The organism is Enterobacter sp. JH25 (assembly GCF_021725435.1).
In the GTDB taxonomy this organism is placed as follows: Bacteria; Pseudomonadota; Gammaproteobacteria; order Enterobacterales; family Enterobacteriaceae; genus Enterobacter; species Enterobacter intestinihominis.
In genome coordinates this window covers 1437543-1455389 of sequence record NZ_CP091319.1, presented here as the reverse complement: position 1 = coordinate 1455389, position 17847 = coordinate 1437543, and the positions used below count along the sequence as shown (strand labels likewise).

17 protein-coding genes are annotated in these 17847 nt (G+C 58.1%); 8 read left to right on the top strand and 9 right to left on the bottom strand.

The window, feature by feature from the left end:
- Window positions 1–53: 53 nt before the first annotated feature.
- The 3 genes from L2Y28_RS06885 to deoR all read left to right on the top strand — a co-directional run bounded on the left by L2Y28_RS06885 (window position 54) and on the right by deoR (window position 2224).
- Window positions 54–782, top strand: a complete 729-nt coding sequence (locus L2Y28_RS06885) for a phosphatase PAP2 family protein (RefSeq protein ID WP_022647556.1) — start codon at window positions 54–56, stop codon at window positions 780–782.
- Window positions 783–789: 7 nt separating this feature from the next.
- On the top strand, window positions 790–1398 hold the full coding sequence (gene ybjG, locus L2Y28_RS06880) for an undecaprenyl-diphosphate phosphatase (RefSeq protein ID WP_022647555.1): 609 nt from the start codon (window positions 790–792) through the stop codon (window positions 1396–1398).
- Window positions 1399–1465: 67 nt separating this feature from the next.
- Window positions 1466–2224 (top strand): DNA-binding transcriptional repressor DeoR, encoded by a 759-nt coding sequence (gene deoR, locus L2Y28_RS06875; protein WP_022647554.1) that lies wholly within the window; start codon window positions 1466–1468, stop codon window positions 2222–2224.
- An 86-nt stretch (window positions 2225–2310) separates the two neighbouring features.
- Here deoR and dacC read toward each other — a convergent pair whose 3' ends face one another.
- Complete coding sequence (dacC, locus tag L2Y28_RS06870) at window positions 2311–3516, bottom strand: serine-type D-Ala-D-Ala carboxypeptidase (protein ID WP_022647553.1); 1206 nt, start codon at window positions 3514–3516, stop codon at window positions 2311–2313.
- 243 nt (window positions 3517–3759) lie between these two features.
- On the opposite strand from dacC, the gene L2Y28_RS06865 reads away from it, so the two are divergent.
- Window positions 3760–4386, top strand: a complete 627-nt coding sequence (locus tag L2Y28_RS06865) for a glutathione S-transferase family protein (protein WP_236919579.1) — start codon at window positions 3760–3762, stop codon at window positions 4384–4386.
- Here the strand turns inward: L2Y28_RS06865 and L2Y28_RS06860 are convergent, their stop codons facing one another.
- Both L2Y28_RS06860 and bssR read right to left on the bottom strand, forming a co-directional pair.
- The gene (locus tag L2Y28_RS06860) at window positions 4387–5505 is read right to left on the bottom strand and encodes a PQQ-dependent sugar dehydrogenase (RefSeq protein ID WP_022647551.1); all 1119 of its coding nucleotides are present in this window, start codon (window positions 5503–5505) and stop codon (window positions 4387–4389) included.
- A gap of 106 nt (window positions 5506–5611) precedes the next feature.
- Window positions 5612–5995, bottom strand: coding sequence for a biofilm formation regulator BssR (gene bssR, locus L2Y28_RS06855; RefSeq protein ID WP_022647550.1), 384 nt, complete (start codon window positions 5993–5995; stop codon window positions 5612–5614).
- A gap of 217 nt (window positions 5996–6212) precedes the next feature.
- Between bssR and rimO the strand changes: the two genes are divergently transcribed.
- Window positions 6213–7538 (top strand): 30S ribosomal protein S12 methylthiotransferase RimO, encoded by a 1326-nt coding sequence (gene rimO, locus L2Y28_RS06850; protein WP_022647549.1) that lies wholly within the window; start codon window positions 6213–6215, stop codon window positions 7536–7538.
- Window positions 7539–7657: 119 nt separating this feature from the next.
- Here the strand turns inward: rimO and gsiD are convergent, their stop codons facing one another.
- From gsiD to iaaA, 5 genes are read right to left on the bottom strand one after another with little or no spacing between them, the layout of a single operon-like run.
- Window positions 7658–8569 (bottom strand): glutathione ABC transporter permease GsiD, encoded by a 912-nt coding sequence (gene gsiD / locus L2Y28_RS06845; RefSeq protein WP_022647548.1) that lies wholly within the window; start codon window positions 8567–8569, stop codon window positions 7658–7660.
- Between the two features lies 1 nt (window position 8570).
- The gene (gene gsiC / locus L2Y28_RS06840) at window positions 8571–9491 is read right to left on the bottom strand and encodes a glutathione ABC transporter permease GsiC (protein ID WP_006809475.1); all 921 of its coding nucleotides are present in this window, start codon (window positions 9489–9491) and stop codon (window positions 8571–8573) included.
- A 5-nt stretch (window positions 9492–9496) separates the two neighbouring features.
- Window positions 9497–11035, bottom strand: a complete 1539-nt coding sequence (gene gsiB, locus L2Y28_RS06835) for a glutathione ABC transporter substrate-binding protein GsiB (protein ID WP_022647547.1) — start codon at window positions 11033–11035, stop codon at window positions 9497–9499.
- A gap of 23 nt (window positions 11036–11058) precedes the next feature.
- Window positions 11059–12930, bottom strand: a complete 1872-nt coding sequence (gsiA, locus tag L2Y28_RS06830) for a glutathione ABC transporter ATP-binding protein GsiA (protein ID WP_023330116.1) — start codon at window positions 12928–12930, stop codon at window positions 11059–11061.
- A gap of 11 nt (window positions 12931–12941) precedes the next feature.
- On the bottom strand, window positions 12942–13880 hold the full coding sequence (iaaA, locus tag L2Y28_RS06825) for a beta-aspartyl-peptidase (protein WP_022647545.1): 939 nt from the start codon (window positions 13878–13880) through the stop codon (window positions 12942–12944).
- 189 nt (window positions 13881–14069) lie between these two features.
- On the opposite strand from iaaA, the gene moeA reads away from it, so the two are divergent.
- Together moeA and moeB are read left to right on the top strand one after the other, a co-directional pair.
- Complete coding sequence (gene moeA / locus L2Y28_RS06820; protein WP_022647544.1) at window positions 14070–15302, top strand: molybdopterin molybdotransferase MoeA; 1233 nt, start codon at window positions 14070–14072, stop codon at window positions 15300–15302.
- A 1-nt stretch (window position 15303) separates the two neighbouring features.
- On the top strand, window positions 15304–16056 hold the full coding sequence (moeB, locus tag L2Y28_RS06815; protein ID WP_022647543.1) for a molybdopterin-synthase adenylyltransferase MoeB: 753 nt from the start codon (window positions 15304–15306) through the stop codon (window positions 16054–16056).
- Between the two features lie 98 nt (window positions 16057–16154).
- Here the strand turns inward: moeB and fsa are convergent, their stop codons facing one another.
- Entirely contained in the window at window positions 16155–16817 is a 663-nt protein-coding gene (fsa, locus tag L2Y28_RS06810) for a fructose-6-phosphate aldolase (protein WP_022647542.1), read from the bottom strand.
- A 127-nt stretch (window positions 16818–16944) separates the two neighbouring features.
- On the opposite strand from fsa, the gene L2Y28_RS06805 reads away from it, so the two are divergent.
- Entirely contained in the window at window positions 16945–17844 is a 900-nt protein-coding gene (locus L2Y28_RS06805) for a glycyl-radical enzyme activating protein (protein ID WP_022647541.1), read from the top strand.
- The last annotated feature ends 3 nt before the right edge of the window (window positions 17845–17847 follow it).

Genomic DNA, 17847 nt, shown 5'->3' with positions numbered 1-17847 from the left:
TCCTTAAGTTGCCCTCCCTATGATAGTGCTATTTCACGTTATTGACCGAAACTATGACACACGCCGTCAGCCCTTCAGAATTATCTAAGTTACCGACAAATAAGACAAAACGTCTTTACCGTTTGCCTGCCCGCTTTTATGGTTATCAACTTTTCGTGCTTATTGCCCTTGCGGTGCTTTTTACCTGGCTTTCGCGCGATGAATCGCTTGACCGATGGATAACCGGTTTCTGGTATGACGCAGCGGCGCATCATTTTCCGCTACAGCAAAACCCGTTGCTGGATCTGCTGAACCATCGGCTGGCGAAATATGTGACCATTGTTATCGCTGCCGCATCGCTGATTTACGGCGCTTACAAACGCAATGCCCGACTGGTAACGGCCGCGATTCTGATGGGGCTGGGTGCGCTGGTAGTAGGGGTGCTGAAAAGCATAAGCCACCACAGCTGTCCGTGGGATCTGGTGGAATATGGCGGCAGGTCCGTTTCGTATCCCCTGTTCAGCGCCGTTCCGGCAGACAGCGGACCGGGACGCTGCTTTCCCGGCGGCCACGCCTCCAGCGGGTTTATGGTGATGGGGCTGTTTTTTGCCTTCTGGCGTGAACGTCCGCGCCTGGCATGGTCCTTTGTCGCGTCAGGCGTTGTTATGGGGCTGGTGATGGGCTTCGGGCAGGTCATGCGCGGCGCGCATTTTTTCTCTCACAACCTGTGGGCCGGGTGGTGGGTCTGGTTTTCCCAGGTGCTGGTTTACGGGCTGGTTTCCGCCCGGTTTGCTAAAGAGTAACGAGATTATGTTAGAAAATCTGAACTACGAACTGTTTTACCTGCTCAACGCCACGCCGTCGTCACCGGAATGGATGATCGATCTCGCCACCTTCATTGCGAAAGATCTGATTAGCATTGTACCGGCGCTGGCGGTGATCCTCTGGTTATGGGGACCTCGTACACAGGTCACCGCCCAGCGCCATCTGGTGATCAAAATGGCGATGGCAATTGGCGTGAGCGTGCTGGCAAGCTACGTGCTGGGTCACGCCTTCCCGCACGATCGTCCGTTTGTCGATCGCGTCGGCTACAACTTCCTGCACCATGCGCCGGATGACTCGTTCCCGAGCGATCACGGCACGGTGATCTTCACCTTTGCGCTGGCCTTCCTGTTCTGGCATCGCCTGTGGTCCGGCGTAGTGCTGATGGGCGTGGCAGTCGCCATCGCCTGGTCCCGCGTCTACCTGGGGGTGCACTGGCCGCTGGATATGGTCGGCGGTTTCCTGGTGGGGCTGATGGGCTGCGTCAGCGCAGCCATCCTGTGGAGCCTCTTTGGCCCGGCGCTTTATCGTGGATTATCACAGGCCTATCGCGTTCTGTTTGCCCTTCCGATCCGCAAAGGCTGGATACGTGACTAACCCCGGTCCGTCAGGTTACACTTGAGCCCCCGCCCTGCGGGGGCTCACTTTTTTAGCCCGAGGATCTATGGAAACACGTCGCGATGACCGCATTGCTCAGCTGCTTCAGGCGCTGAAGCGCAGCGATAAGCTGCATCTTAAGGAAGCCGCTTCCCTGCTTGGCGTGTCTGAAATGACCATTCGTCGCGATCTGAACAGCGACAGCGCCCCCGTTGTGCTGCTTGGCGGGTATATTGTTCTGGAGCCGCGTAGCGCCAGCCATTATCTGTTAAGCGATCAAAAAACACGCCTGGTGGAAGAGAAGCGCAAAGCCGCGCGGCTCGCCGCCTCGCTGGTGCAGCCGCATCAAACGCTGTTTTTTGACTGCGGTACGACAACCCCGTGGATCATCGAGGCCATCGACAGCACCGTTCCCTTTACCGCCGTCTGTTATTCGCTAAATACCTTCCTGGCCTTGCAGGAGAAACCCGCGTGCCGGGTGATTTTGTGTGGCGGCGAGTTTCATGCCAGCAACGCCATCTTCAAGCCGCTGAATATTCAGGACACGCTGAGCAATGTATGCCCTGATATCGCCTTTTACTCTGCGGCGGGCGTGAATGTGAAACAGGGGGCAACCTGTTTTAATCTTGAAGAGTTACCGGTGAAACAGTGGGCGCTCAACGCCGCGCAGCAGCATGTGCTGGTGGTTGATCACAGTAAATTTGGCAAGGTCCGTCCGGCAAGGATGGGAGAACTGTCGCGCTTTGACGCCATCGTCAGTGATTGCCGCCCGGATGACGAGCTGGTGGCATACGCGAAAGCGCAGCAGGTGAAGTTGATGTATTGAGGTTATGCCGGGTGGCGCTGCGCTTACCCGGCCTACGTTCGAGCCGTTACAGGCCGGGTAAGGCGAAGCCGCCACCCGGCAAAAACTTAGCTGAACCAGCTGCCAAACCAGCCGTGGAATTTCATTAACACAAAGTCCCACATCCGGCTGAAGAAGCCGCCCTCTTCCACCGCTTCCATTACCACCAGCGGTCGCCGCTCAATAGATTTGCCGTTAAGCTGGAAATCTATCGTCCCGACCACCTGACCTTTTTTCAACGGTGCGGTGAGCTGTGGCTCGGTCAGGGTATAGCTGGCTTTCAGGTTTTTCAGCTGACCGCGTGGAATGGTGACGGAACCCGCTTCACCCGCTCCCAGGTTCACTTCACTTTTATCACCAAACCAGACGCGCTGACTCACGAAGGTAGCGTCCGGCTTAATCGGCGTGACGGTTTCAAAGAAGCGGAAACCCCAGGTCAGCAGTTTTTCGGATTCGTTAAAACGAATACGGTCGGTTTTCGTTCCCAGCACCACTGAGATCAGGCGCATATCGCCCTGCGTCGCAGAAGCCACCAGGTTGTATCCGGCCCCGGCAGTTGTACCGGTTTTCATGCCGTCCACGTTAACGTTACTACTCCACAGCAGACGGTTACGGTTAGGCTGGCGGATATTGTTGAAGGTAAACTCTTTCTCTTTATGGATAGCGTACTCATCCGGCACGTCATGGATCAGCGCTTTGCCCAGCAGCGCCATATCGCGCGCGGTACTGAACTGACCCGGCGCATCCAGGCCGTGAACAGTTTTAAAAGTGGTATTGGTCAGACCCAGTTTTTTCGCGTAGCCATTCATCAGCCCAATAAATGAGTCCTGACTGCCCGCGACGTAATCGGCCAGCGCAATACAGGCATCATTTCCCGACTGAATAATGACCCCTTTATTCAGATCGGACACGGAGACCTGGTCGCCAGGCTTCAGGAACATCACGGACGAGCCGCGCAGCGCCGGATTACCGGTCGCCCAGGCATCTTTCCCGACGGTGACCATGTCATTCAGCTTGATCTTGCCCGCTTTCAACGCCTGGCCGACCACATAGCTGGTCATAATTTTCGTCAGGCTCGCCGGGTCGAGTTTCTCGTCGGCGTTACCTTCCGCCAGCACTTTCCCGCTGGCGTAATCCATCAGGATCCAGGCGCGCGCATCAACAGGCGGCGCTTCGGGCGCTGTCTGTTCCGCCGCATGGAGCGTTGGGGCAAAAAGGAAAAGCAGCGCCGAGCCTGCCGCCAGGCTGCGCAGAGAGGAAGTTTTTTGCGTCATAAATGCCACCCGAGTGTCCATTCTAAAAATCACGTCACAATCACCGTGTCGCAAGAAGCGATGAGTAATAGCGCACTACAGCCTTCAAAGAAACCTGTTCCAGGTAAAGTTTTTAAAGTTTATGCAATAACATTCAGATACGCTTTGATTGCGGTGTTTTTTTTAGCATCTGTTGCGTAATTGTTAGGTTTATCTCACCATGGCGAAAAGCTGACTCGGATTCACATCTCATCGGGAGTAAATATGATTACGCTGTGGGGCAGGAACAATTCGACCAACGTGAAAAAAGTGCTCTGGACGCTGGAAGAGCTGGATTTACCGTTTAAGCAGGTTATGGCGGGCCTGGAGTTTGGCGTGAATAAAGACGCGGACTACCTGGCGATGAACCCAAACGGACTGGTGCCGCTACTGCGCGATGACGAGACAGACGCCACGCTGTGGGAGTCTAACACCATCGTGCGATACCTCGCCGCGCAGTACGGCCAGGGTCGGCTGTGGGTAGAAAATCCAGCCCAGCGCGCGCAGGGCGAAAAATGGATGGACTGGGCAAACCAGACGCTTTCCTCAACGCACCGCGTGATCCTGATGGGGCTTATCCGTACGCCGGAAGCCGACCGTGATTATCCCGCCATTCATGCCGCCCAGGACGCGTGCGAGTCGCTGTTTGCGATGATGGACGACGAACTGGCGAAGCATACCTGGTTCTCCGGCGACACGTTCGGCGTGGGCGATATCGCCGTCGCCCCTTTCGTCTGGAACCTCACTAACATGGGTCTCAGCTGGACCCCGCGCCCTCACCTTCAGCGCTGGATCCAGCAGCTCAGCGAGCGCCCGGCGTATCGTAACGTGGTGATGATCCCGGTGACCTGATTACGACCCGGACGGGCTGACTTTCCAAAGCTGCCCGTCCGTCTCGTCGGTCAGCACGTACAGATAACCATCCGGCCCGACGCGCACATCGCGAATTCGCTGATCTTTATCCCCAAGAATGCGCCCGTCCTCCGTCACGGTATTGCCCTTCACGCTCAGCACGATGACGTCTTTCTCCTTCAGCGCGCCGATAAACAGCTTGTTTTTCCACTGCGGGAAGACGTCGCTGTTGTAGAACGCCATGCCGCTGACGGCGGGCGACACTTTCCAGACAAACAGCGGTTTTTCAGTGCCCTCAACGTGCTCGCCTTTCGCTTCCGGGATTTTCAGGCCGCTGTAATTGATCCCGTGTGTCGCCATCGGCCAGCCGTAGTTTTTGCCTTTTTCAGGAATGTTGATCTCATCCCCGCCGCGAGGGCCGTGTTCATTAAGCCACAGCGCGTCGCTCCACGGGTTCATCGCCATCCCCTGCGGGTTGCGAATGCCGTAAGACCAGATTTCAGGCCGTGCACCGGCGGTGTTCACAAACGGGTTATCCGGCGGCACTTTCCCGTCCTCCGTCAGGCGCACCACCTTGCCCTGAAGCTTATCCAGATCCTGCGCCGTCGGGCGCTGGTTGTTTTCACCTAAGCCAATAAAGAGATGGCCTTTGCCGTCGAACACCAGCCGTCCGCCAAAGTGGTTGCCAGTAGAGAGCTTCGGCATCTGTCGGAACACCACCTGGAAGCCCTCAATGCGCGAGAGGTCATCGCTCAACCGCCCGTAGCCCACCGCGGTGCCCGCTTTTCCATCATCACCCGCCTCGGCGAAGCTGAGCCAGATCCGCCGTGATTGTTCAAAATCCGGGGCCAGCACCACGTCCAGCAATCCGCCCTGGCCGCTCGCCCAGACCTTCGGCACGCCGATAATCGGATCGGAGAGCCCTTTCCCTGCCTGCCAGTGCTTAAGCTGCCCGTCTTTTAGCGTGATCAGCAGCCCCTTATTATCAGGCAGAAACGCCAGCGACCAGGGGTGATCCAGTTTTGTCTGTAGCACGTCGACCTTAACCGTCTCGGGCGCCGCAAGCAGCGAAAGCGGGAATAACAGTACAGGGAGGAAAAGCAGCGAGGATCGAGGCATAACGCACTCCTTTATCGGCATATGGCTTAAAGATTAGCCACTGTTTCCGGGTGCGTTAACACTTTTACAAAAGCTTAATCAAAAGGGGGAGTTGCCTCCCCCGGGTTCAGTGTCGGGCAAGCGTTTCCGGCTTGTTCAGACACATGATGCAAAGCGCGAGCGTGGTCAGGCAGTTTTCAAGCTTCTCCGCGTTAACGGCAATAAAATTCGGGCAGTCGTGACGTCCGTTCATCAAACAGACCCCGGCGATGGAAAGCACCTCGGCGGCGCGGCGCAGCGCCACTAATTCGTTTTCAGCGCAGTGCGCTTTCAGGATGGGTGCTTTATCACGCATGAAATTGCAAAGTTCAAAGAAATTATCACGCAGATTTTCGCTTTCGCTGACTGACATATACCCTTTCGCCTTGCGGAGTTGCAGATATGCAGCCAGGTCGATTCGGGCGTTGATCAGCTTGTTAAGCAAATCGCGTTTCAGTCTGTCAACGGACATGCTATTTCCTCCTCTGTCAGCCATGTTACCCTATTAATAATAAGGTCATTTTTTGTACAATGTGATGCCTGAGATCAATAAACGATAACTGATTAACATTCTTTACAATGTTACAACGATTGCCCGCCTCAACTGCGCCATCAAGAGTGTATAAATCCCCCGCGATACGCTGTAAAATCCCGCCCTGATAACTCCATAATTGATGAATTTTTAACCTATGAGCAATGTTACGCACCCGCCGAAAATCGGCTTTGTCTCCCTGGGCTGCCCGAAGAACCTGGTGGATTCCGAACGCATCCTGACTGAACTTCGCACTGAAGGCTATGACGTGGTGCCAAGCTACGACAACGCCGACATGGTGATCGTCAACACCTGTGGGTTCATCGACAGCGCGGTCCAGGAGTCACTGGAAGCCATTGGTGAAGCCCTGACGGAAAATGGCAAAGTGATTGTCACCGGCTGCCTGGGCGCGAAGGTGGATCAGATCCGCGAAGTGCACCCGAAGGTACTGGAGATCACCGGCCCGCACAGCTACGAGCAGGTGCTGGAACATGTTCATCACTACGTACCAAAGCCAAAGCACAACCCGTTCCTGAGCCTGGTGCCGGAACAGGGCGTGAAGCTGACGCCGCGCCACTATGCTTACCTGAAAATTTCCGAAGGCTGCAACCATCGCTGCACCTTCTGCATCATCCCGTCGATGCGTGGCGATTTGGTGAGCCGTCCGATTGGCGAGGTGCTGGCAGAAGCCAAACGCCTGGCCGACGCGGGCGTGAAGGAGTTACTGGTCATCTCCCAGGACACCTCCGCCTACGGCGTGGACGTCAAACACCGCTCCGGCTTCCATAACGGCGAGCCGGTAAAAACCAGCATGGTTGGCCTGTGCGAGCAGCTTGCTAAGCTCGGGATCTGGACGCGTCTGCACTACGTCTACCCTTACCCGCACGTTGACGACGTGATTCCGCTGATGGCGGAAGGCAAAATACTGCCGTATCTGGATATCCCGTTACAGCACGCCAGCCCGCGCATTCTGAAGCTGATGAAGCGTCCTGGATCCGTTGACCGCCAGCTGGCGCGCATCAAGCAGTGGCGCGAGATCTGCCCGGATCTGACCCTGCGCTCCACCTTCATCGTTGGCTTCCCGGGTGAAACCGAAGAAGATTTCCAGATGCTGCTCGACTTCCTGAAAGAAGCGCGTCTGGATCGCGTGGGCTGCTTCAAGTACAGCCCGGTTGAAGGCGCAACGGCCAACGAGCTGGCGGACCAGGTACCGGAAGAGGTCAAAGAGGAACGCTGGAACCGCTTTATGCAGCTGCAACAGCAGATCTCTGCTGAACGCTTGCAGGAGAAAGTGGGCCGCGAAATTCTGGTCATTATCGACGAAGTGGACGAAGAAGGCGCGATTGGCCGCAGCATGGCGGATGCGCCTGAAATCGACGGCGCGGTGTACCTGAACGGGGAAACCAACGTCAAGCCGGGCGATATTATTCGCGTGAAGGTTGAAAACGCCGACGAGTATGATTTGTGGGGTAGCCGGGTTTAATCTTTAACCCCTCACCCCGGCCCTCTCCCCAAAGGGGCGAGGGGGAACAGACCGCACCGAGCAGTCCCCTCTCCCCTCAGGGGAGAGGGTTAGGGTGAGGGGTAAGTTCCTGCAAAAACCTACCCCTTAATCCGCGGATCCAGCGCGTCGCGCAGCCCATCCCCCAGCAGGTTAAACGCCAGCACGGTCAGGAAAATCGCCAGGCTCGGGAAGATCGCCACGTGCGGGGCGATCACCATATCCGCCCGCGCCTCGTTCAGCATCGCGCCCCACTCCGGCGTCGGCGGCTGTGCGCCTAACCCCAGAAACGACAGGCTGGCCGCCGAGATAATCGACACGCCTATGCGCATGGTGAAATAGACCACGATAGACGAGACCGTTCCCGGCAGAATATGGCTGAACAGGATTGTGGCATCGCCGGCTCCCATGCTGCGGGCCGACTCGATAAAGGTCTGCTGCTTCAGCACCAGCGTGTTGCCACGTACCAGGCGCGCGAAAGCGGGAATCGTGAATACCGCCACGGCGATGATGACGTTCGCCATGCCGCTGCCCATCACCGCCACCACGGCAATCGCCAGCAGAATACCGGGAAAGGCAAACAGCACGTCGCAGATACGCATGATGATGCGGTCCCACCAGCCTTCATAGTACCCGGCCACCAGCCCAAACACGGTGCCAATCGCTGCGCCCATCAGCACCGCAAAGACCCCGGCCGCCAGCGAGATCTGCGCCCCTACCAGCACGCGGCTGAAAATATCGCGCCCGAGCGAGTCCACGCCAAACCAGTGCATCATCGACGGTCCATCGTTCAGCCGGTCGTAATCGAAGTAATTTTCCGCATCAAACGGGGCTATCCAGGGGGCGATAATCGCCACCAGGATCAGCAGTAACACAAACAACCCGGCGACCATAGCGACGGGCTGACGACGGAATCGACGCCAGAACTCAACCCACGGGGTACGAATATGGTCCGGCCTGATCCCCGGCATAGCGTTTAAAATGGCCTGGCGACGCCAGTTCAGTAATCGCATCTTACTTATACCTGATGGCCGGGTTAATGGCGGCGTACAGCACATCCACCACTAAGTTGATAAGAATAAACTCCAGCGAGAAAAGCAGAACTTCAGCCTGAATAACCGGATAGTCACGCATATCGACCGAGTCGACCAGCAGGCGCCCCAGCCCCGGCCAGTTAAAGACCTTCTCAACCACGATAGAGCCGCCCAGCAGGAAGCCGAACTGTAGCCCCATCATCGTGACCACCGGGATCATCGCATTACGAAAACCATGCTTCAGAATGACCCATTTCTCACTCACCCCTTTTGCCCGCGCGGTGCGAATGTAATCTTCGCTCAGCACGTCGACAAAGGAGGCGCGGGTGAAGCGGGCCATCACTGCCGCAACGGCTGCGCCAAGCGTCATAGAGGGCAGAATGTAGTGCTTCCAGGTGTCGGCCCCGACGGTGGGCAACCAGCCCAGCTCGACGGAGAAAATCTGCATCAGCAGCATACCCAGCGCAAACGCCGGGAAAGAGATACCGGTGACCGCCAGCGCCATACCGAGCTTATCCGGCCAGCGGTTGCGCCAGACGGCGGCGACAATCCCCGCGCCCAGGCCAAACACAACCGCCCAGCTCATACTGGCAATCGTTAACCAGAAGGTGGGCATAAAGCGGCTGGCAATCTCCTCCGACACCGGACGACGCGACACCATCGAGATGCCGAAATCGCCCTGAAGGACATTGCCAATGTAGCGCAGAAATTGCCGATACAGCGGCTGATCAAGACCGAGCTGTTTACGTACCAGTTCGATAACCGTCGCATCCGCTTCCGGTCCGGCAATCAAACGCGCCGGATCGCCGGGCAGCATGTGGACAAACAAAAACACCAGCACGGCCACAATCAGCAGCGTCGGGATAAGCCCCAGCAGGCGTTTACACACATAATTCAGCATGAGTTTTATTTTAGATCCGCGTCATCAAAGCTAAAGCCCGTATCCGGCATGATGTAAAAACCGGTCAGCGCTTTATTGTGGGCTGAGACCAGTTTTTCCACCACCAGCGGCACCCACGGCGACTCTTTCCAGATAATGTCCTGCGCCTCTTTGTACAGGCGCGCTTTCTCTTCCGGTTTGGTGGTTTTCAGGGCATCGGCCAGATCCTTATCCACCTGCGGATTACTGTAGAACGCGGTATTGAACAGCGTTGGCGGCCAGTTCTGGGAAGCAAACAGCGGCGACAGGGACCAGTCCGCTTCACCGGTTGAAGCCGTCCAGCCGGTGTAGAACATCCGCACGCCGCTCTCTTTCTGTCCTTTGCCTTCCACTTCCGCCGCGCGCTGTCCGGCATCCATCGCCGTGACCCTGGCTTTAATGCCCACCTGCGCCAGCTGCTGCTGGGTAAATTGCAGCACCTTCTGCGCGGTACTGTGGTTATGCGACGACCACAGCGTGGTGCTAAAGCCGTTCGGATAGCCCGCCTCTTTCAGCAGTTCCCGCGCTTTCGCCGGATCGTACGGCCACGGCTGATAGCTCTGCGCGTACTCAATGGTTGGCGGCATCACGCCCGTCGCCGGGGTGGCGTAGCCTGCAAAGGCCACCTTCACCAGTGCCTGGCGGTTAATGGCGTAGTTGATGGCTTCGCGCACCTTCGGGTTATCAAACGGTTTCTGCGTGACGTTCATGCTGATGTAGCGCTGCATAATCGACGGGCTGGCCACCAGCTCCAGCTTGCTGTTTTTCGCCAGCAGCGCTGCCTGTTCGTAGGGGATCGGGAAGGCAAACTGCGCTTCGCCGGTTTGCAGCATCGCGGCGCGGGTATTGTTGTCCACGACCGGCCGCCAGGTGAGGGTATCCAGCTTCGGCAGCCCCGGCTGCCAGTATCCGGCGAATTTCTTCACCTTCACATAATCGGTCTGGTTCCAGGTAAGCAGTTCGTACGGTCCGGTCCCCACCGGGTGGAAGCCAATCTCTTTGCCGTATTTCTTCAACGCCGCAGGGGAAATCATCACCGTCGCGGGATGCGCCAGGATATTGATAAACGCCGAGAACGGCTCTTTGAGGGTGATCTTCACCGTCGCCGGATCAACCGCCTCGGTTTGGGCGATATTTTTATACAGGTTGTAGCGCTTAAGACCGTTTTCCGGATTGCTGGCTCGGTCCAGGTTGACCTTAACCGCCTCGGCGTTGAAGTCGGTGCCGTCCTGGAACTTCACGCCGGTACGGAGCTTAACGGTATAGACCAGCCCGTCGTCCGACACGGTATAGCCTTCCGCCAGCACGTTTTTCAGCTTCATCTCGCGGTCCAGGCCGAACAGCCCCTGGTAGAAGGATTTTGCCACCGCCTGAGAAAGGGTGTCGTTAGCATCATACGGATCCAGCGTCGTGAAGTTAGACCCCACAGCCACCACCACGTCTTTCGCCGCGATCGCGGGGGCGGCGGCCAGCGCAGCCGTCACGCTCGCGGCAAGCAGCCATTGACGAGCAACAAAAGGAACCATTGTGTTCTCCTGCCTGTTGTAAGTTATAACCGCGAGAATGCATTGCCCTGACGCGGGGGTGCGACAAAATGACCGGGACCCACCTCACGCAGCGCCACGCGCTCCAGAGTTTCGCCCCGTTTACGAATATTGCTCGGCATTTCGTCCTGCAACAGCACGCGCTGGGCGTGACGATGCTCAGGATCGGCAACCGGTACGGCGGCCATCAGCTTGCGGGTGTACGGATGCTGCGGGTTTTCAAATACCGCCCGACGGGGGCCAATTTCAACAATTTGCCCCATGTACATCACCGCCACGCGATGGCTGATCCGCTCAACCACCGCCATATCGTGAGAGATAAACAGAAACGCAATGCCCAAATCCCGCTGTAAATCGAGCAGGAGATTGATGATTTGCGCGCGGATGGAGACATCCAGCGCTGACACGGACTCATCCGCAATCACCACCTTCGGATTCAGGGCTAATGCCCGGGCTATGCAGATACGCTGTCGCTGACCGCCAGAAAATTCGTGCGGATAACGCCAGGCATGCTCCGGCTTCAGGCCCACGCGCTCCAGCAGCCATGCGACGCGGCGCTGCGCGGCTTCACCGTCGAGCAGGTTATGCACCCGCAGCGGCTCCATAATCGAGTACCCCACCGTATGGCGCGGATCGAGCGACGCATAAGGATCCTGGAATATAAACTGAATATCCCGGCGCACCGCCTGCAATTTACTGTTAGGGAGCGTGTCGATGCGCTCACCGTTGAAGGTGATGCTCCCCTCCTGCGACGCCACCAGCCTGAGCAGCGCCCGCCCGGTGGTGGATTTACCGCAGCCGGACTCCCCCACCAGCGCCAGCGTTTCGCCCGGCCAGAGATCAAAACTGACGTTTTCAACCGCATGCACTTCGCGCTTCACGCGATTGAGGATCCCGCTACGCAGCGGGAAACGGGTCACCAGGTCACGCACTTCGAGGATTGGCCTGCCGGGAACCACGGTATCCTGCTCGGTTTCGTCTTCCTGCTGGCCCTGTTCGGTCTGTGAGAACAGCGGAAAACGGCGCGGAAAATCACTGCCATTCATGGCCCCCAGACGCGGGACCGCCGCCAGCAGCGCTTTGGTATAAGGATGCACCGGCGCATGAAAGACCTGCTCCACCGTGCCGGTTTCCACGGCATTGCCCTGATGCATAACCAGCACCCGATCGGCAATATCCGCCACCACCCCCATATCGTGGGTGATGAAAATCACCCCCATCTCCATCTCCTGCTGCAACACCTTAATCAGTTGCAGGATCTGGGCCTGAATGGTGACATCCAGCGCCGTGGTGGGTTCGTCCGCAATGAGCACCGCCGGACGGCACGACAGCGCCATCGCAATCATCACCCGCTGGCGCATGCCGCCGGAAAGCTGATGCGGATAGCGGGACAAAATCGCGTGCGCCTCAGGGATACGCACCAGCTCCAGCATCCGTTTAGCTTCGTTGAGCGCCTCATCACCGCTCAATCCCTGATGCAGGCGGATAGATTCGGCAATCTGCTCGCCCACCGGAAAAACCGGGTTCAGGGAGGTCATCGGCTCCTGAAAAATCATCGCAATATCCGCCCCGCGCACCCCCTGCATCCGGGACGCGCTCAGCTCGTTGAGATCGATAACCTGACGGTTGCGACGGCGCAACAGCATCCGCTCGCTGGTGACCTGCCCGCCCGTCTGCTCAAGCAGACGCATCAGCGCCAGCGCGGTAACCGATTTACCGGATCCGGACTCGCCGACAATCGCCAGCGTCTCGCCGCGCCTGAGCGAAAACGATAAATTCTGTACTGCAGGGATGAACTGCCGCTCTTCCTGAAAGGCAATATTCAGTTGGTGGACAGCCAGCACTTCGCAGTTGTCCAGCTCTTCACTGTGCGGCACGCAATGCCCCCTTATTCACGATAAATGCCTGTGCTGGGCGCATCGCCGGCATACCCCCACGCCCGGTACATCCCTTCACTGTTGAACGGCAGCGCCACGTTGCCCTCCCGATCCACCGCGATTAAGCCACCTTCTCCGCCCAGGGCTGGCAGTTTCTCCATTACCACCCGCTCGCAGGCCTCACTCAGGCTTAATCCGCCGTAATCCATTAGCGCGGTAATGTCGTAGGCCGCCAGCGCGCGGATAAACACTTCGCCGGTTCCGGTGCATGACACCGCCGCCGTGGCGTTATTAGCGTAACACCCGGCCCCCGGCAGCGGACTGTCGCCGACGCGTCCGGGAAGCTTGTTGGTCATACCGCCTGTCGACGTCGCGGCGGCGAGGTTACCGGCTTTATCCAGCGCCACCGCGCCTACCGTGCCCATTTTTCTGCGTTCATCGAGCGGCGCGGCATGGTCCAGCTGCGTCATCCCCGCTGTACGGGCCTCCAGCAACTGCCGGTAACGCTCCTCGGTGGAAAAAAGATCGGGCGAGACCGTATCCATCCCGTGCTCGACGGCAAATTTCTCCGCCCCCGCCCCGGTCAGCAGCACATGCGGGCTTTGATCCATCACCAGACGCGCGGCCAGTACGGGATTGCGCAGTCGGCTGACGCCCGCCACCGCCCCCGCTTTCAGGGTGATACCGTCCATCACGCAGGCATCCAGTTCATGCGTTTCATCGCGCGTAAAGACCGAGCCAATACCGGCATTAAACAGCGGACACTCCTCCAGCAGGCGCACCGCTTCGGTCACCACGTCCAGCGCGCTTTCGCCCGCTTCCAGCATGCGCTGGCCTGTTTCCACAATGGCGTTCAGCGCATCAATATAACGCTTCTCCTGGTCGGGACTGAGCTGTGCACGGGTGATTGCCCCGGCACCGCCATGAATTGCGATAACCGCTTTACTCATTTCTCATCACCCATCAGCCTGGCTGGCTGCTTTTTCTATAAATATCATTATCGTCGACGAATCTTCAGATGATTTTTGAATATAGAAAGACGCAACTGTGATGTAAAGCGTACACCCATCGGGTCATACAGTTAGCCGCACTTTTCTGCCATAATGAGCGCTTTCGTTGTTACTCCGCAGGAGCCCACCATGGATTTTACCGCCGGACTGATGCCGCTTGAGACGGCACTCTCGCAGATGCTTGATCGTATTACTCCCCTGCACGACGTTGAGACGCTGCCGCTTGTGCGCTGTTTTGGCCGTATTGCCGCGCGCGATATCGTCTCGCCGCTGAACGTGCCGGGGTTCGATAACGCGGCGATGGACGGCTATGCCGTACGTCTGGCGGATTTGCAAACGGGTCAGCCGCTGCCGGTGGCAGGTAAAGCCTTTGCCGGGCAGCCGTTCAACGGTGAGTGGCCAGCGGACACCTGCGTGCGCATTATGACCGGCGCGCCGGTGCCAAAGGGCTGTGAAGCCGTGGTGATGCAGGAAGAGACCGAACTAACGGACGACGGCGTGCGTTTTACCGCCAGCGTCAAAGCGGGACAGAATATCCGCCACATCGGGGAAGACATTACCCTCGGCGCAACGGTCTTTGCCGCCGGGCAAAAACTGACGGTCGCCGAACTGCCGGTGCTGGCATCGCTTGGCATCGCGGAGATTGACGTTGTCCGCAAGGTACGCGTGGCGGTGTTCTCAACGGGAGACGAGCTACAGCTTCCGGGTCAGCCGCTGAACGAGGGGCAGATTTACGACACCAACCGTCTGGCGGTGCACCTGATGCTTGAGCAACTGGGCTGCGAGGTGATTAACCTCGGCATCATTCCTGACGATCCGGAGAAACTGCGCACGGCGTTTATCGACGCGGACGCCTCTGCCGACGTGGTGATCAGCTCCGGCGGCGTTTCGGTTGGCGAAGCGGATTACACCAAAACTCTGCTTGAAGAGCTGGGTGAAATCGCCTTCTGGAAGCTGGCGATTAAACCGGGCAAACCGTTCGCGTTTGGCAAACTTCCGCACAGCTGGTTCTGTGGCCTGCCGGGTAACCCGGTCTCTGCCGCGCTGACCTTCTACCAGCTGGTGATCCCGCTGCTGGCGAAGCTTTCAGGCAACAATGCCGACCCGCTGCCGGAACGTGTGCGCGTGCGGGCGGCAACGCGCCTCAAAAAATCTCCGGGCCGTCTCGATTTCCAGCGCGGCATTCTGGCGCGCAACGCCGATGGCGAGCTGGAGGTGAGCACCACCGGGCATCAGGGTTCGCACATCTTTAGCTCCTTCAGCCAGGGTAACTGCTTTATCGTGCTGGAGCGCGATCGCGGCCACGTTGAGGCGGGCGAATGGGTTGAAGTGGAACGCTTTAACCACCTGTTCGGAGGCTGACATGACGGTGGAACTGAGCGACCCGGAGATGATGCGCTACAACCGCCAGATCGTGCTGCGCGGGTTTGATTTCGAGGGCCAGGAAGCGCTCAAGGCGGCCAGCGTGCTGGTTGTGGGTCTTGGCGGGCTGGGCTGCGCGGCAGCGCAATATCTGGCTGCGGCGGGCGTCGGCAGCATGACGCTGCTGGACTTCGATACCGTGTCGGTGTCGAACCTGCAACGCCAGACGCTGCACAGCGACGCGACGGTTGGTCAGCCGAAAGTGGAATCTGCGCGCACGGCGCTGGTGCGAATTAACCCCAACGTTCAGTTCACCCTGATTGACGCGATGCTGGATGACGACGCGCTGTTTGCGCAGATTGCTCGGCATGACCTGGTGCTGGACTGCACCGATAACGTCGCCATTCGTAACCAGCTCAATGCGGGCTGCTTTGCCCATAAAACGCCGCTAATTTCCGGCGCGGCCATCCGCATGGAGGGGCAAATCAGCGTTTTCACCTACGCTGAGGGAGAGCCCTGCTACCGTTGCCTGAGCCGTCTGTTTGGCGAGAATGCGCTGACCTGCGTCGAGGCGGGCGTGATGGCGCCGCTGGTTGGGGTGATTGGTTCCTTGCAGGCGATGGAGGCGATTAAGGTGCTGGCGCATTACGGCACGCCCGCAGCGGGCAAAATCGTGATATATGACGCGATGACCTGCCAGTTCCGCGAAATGAAGCTGATGCGTAATCCGGGGTGTGAGGTGTGCGGAGGTTAAACCCTGCTGCGGCCTGATGCCCTCACCCCGGCCCTCTCCCACAAGGAGAGGGAGAAAATCGTAGGCCGGGTAAGCGTCAGCGCCACCCGGCAACAGCATCAAATAGACGTCCGCCCAAACGCCCCCTGCCAGTCCTGCTCAAACTTCACAATTGCCGCATCTACTGCCGGAGAGGTAATAAACTGCTGCGCCACGTCCAGCGGCAGCGTGATGGACTCGCACCCTGCCAGCAGGCAGTCCAGCGCCTGGCGCGGCGTTTTAAAGCTCGCGGCTAGCACTTTTGACTGCGGTGCGTGCAGCGTCAGCAATTGTTGCAGTTCAATCACCGTCTGGATCCCGTCCCCGCCCTGCGCGTCCACGCGGTTCACGTAAGGGGCCACATACTCAGCACCCGCCAGCGCGGAGAGCATCCCCTGCGCTGCGCCGTATACCGCGGTACCCAGCGTCGGGATCCCTTCTGCTTTCAGCATTTTGATCGCCGCCAGCCCTTCAGCGGTCACGGGCACTTTCACCACCAGGTCATCGATTATCGCGCGCAGCTTACGTGCGTCTTCCACCATCCCCTCGGCGGTCTTCGCCATCACCTGGGCGAACAGCCGGCCCTTGCCGCCCAGCGCGTCGTGCAGCGCGGGCAGCAACTCTTCCAGGGGGGTTTTACCCGCCGCCACAATGCTTGGGTTAGTGGTCACGCCCGCCAGCGGGAAGATACGCGCCAGCTTTTTGACTGCCGCAACGTCAGATGTGTCGAGATAAAGTTCCATGATGTCACCCTCAAAATTAGCCTGCATTTACCCTATCACGAGAAAACCTGCTCATGAATTGACCCATATCAAGATAACTTTCATTCGAAAGTAATTTAATCTTCATATGTAATTAGAGGGCAAAAAAATGATCTTCAACATACAGCGTTACTCCACCCACGACGGCCCCGGTATTCGAACCGTGGTGTTCCTGAAAGGCTGCTCGCTGGGCTGTCGCTGGTGCCAGAACCCGGAAAGCCGCTCCCGCACGCGGGACGTCCTGTTTGACGCCCGTCTGTGTCTGGACGGCTGTGACCTGTGTCAGCAGGCCGCGCCAGGGTGTGTTGAACGTGCGCTGAACGGGTTGATCATCCATCGTGAAAAATTAAGCGATGAGACGCTCACTGCCCTCACCGACTGCTGCCCGACGCAGGCGCTTACCGTCTGCGGTGAAGAGAAGCAGGTGGAGGAGATTATGGCCACCGTGCTGCGCGACAAGCCCTTCTACGACCGCAGCGGCGGCGGGATCACCCTTTCCGGCGGCGAGCCGTTTATGAATCCTGACCTGGCGCACGCCCTGTTTAAAGTCAGCCATGAACAAGGCATTCATACTGCGGTTGAAACCTGCCTTCACGTCCCCTGGCATTATATCGAGCCGTCACTGCCGTATGTCGATCTGTTCCTGGCGGACCTGAAGCATGTGGACAGTGACGTATTCAAACAGTGGACCGATGGCTCAGCCAGACGGATCCTGGACAACCTGAAGCGCCTGGCTGCCGCCGGGAAAAAAATCACCATTCGCGTGCCGCTGATCCAGGGCTTTAACGCCGATGAAGCGTCGGTTACCGCCATTACCAATTTCGCCGCCGACGAACTCGGCGTTCACGATATTCATTTTCTGCCGTATCACACGCTGGGCATGAACAAATACACCCTGCTCGGCCAACCCTACTCTGCCCCTGACAAACCGCTGGATAACCCTGCCCTGCTGGACTTCGCGCAGCAGTATGCCTGCCAGAAAGGGTTAACCGCGACCTTACGAGGATAAACT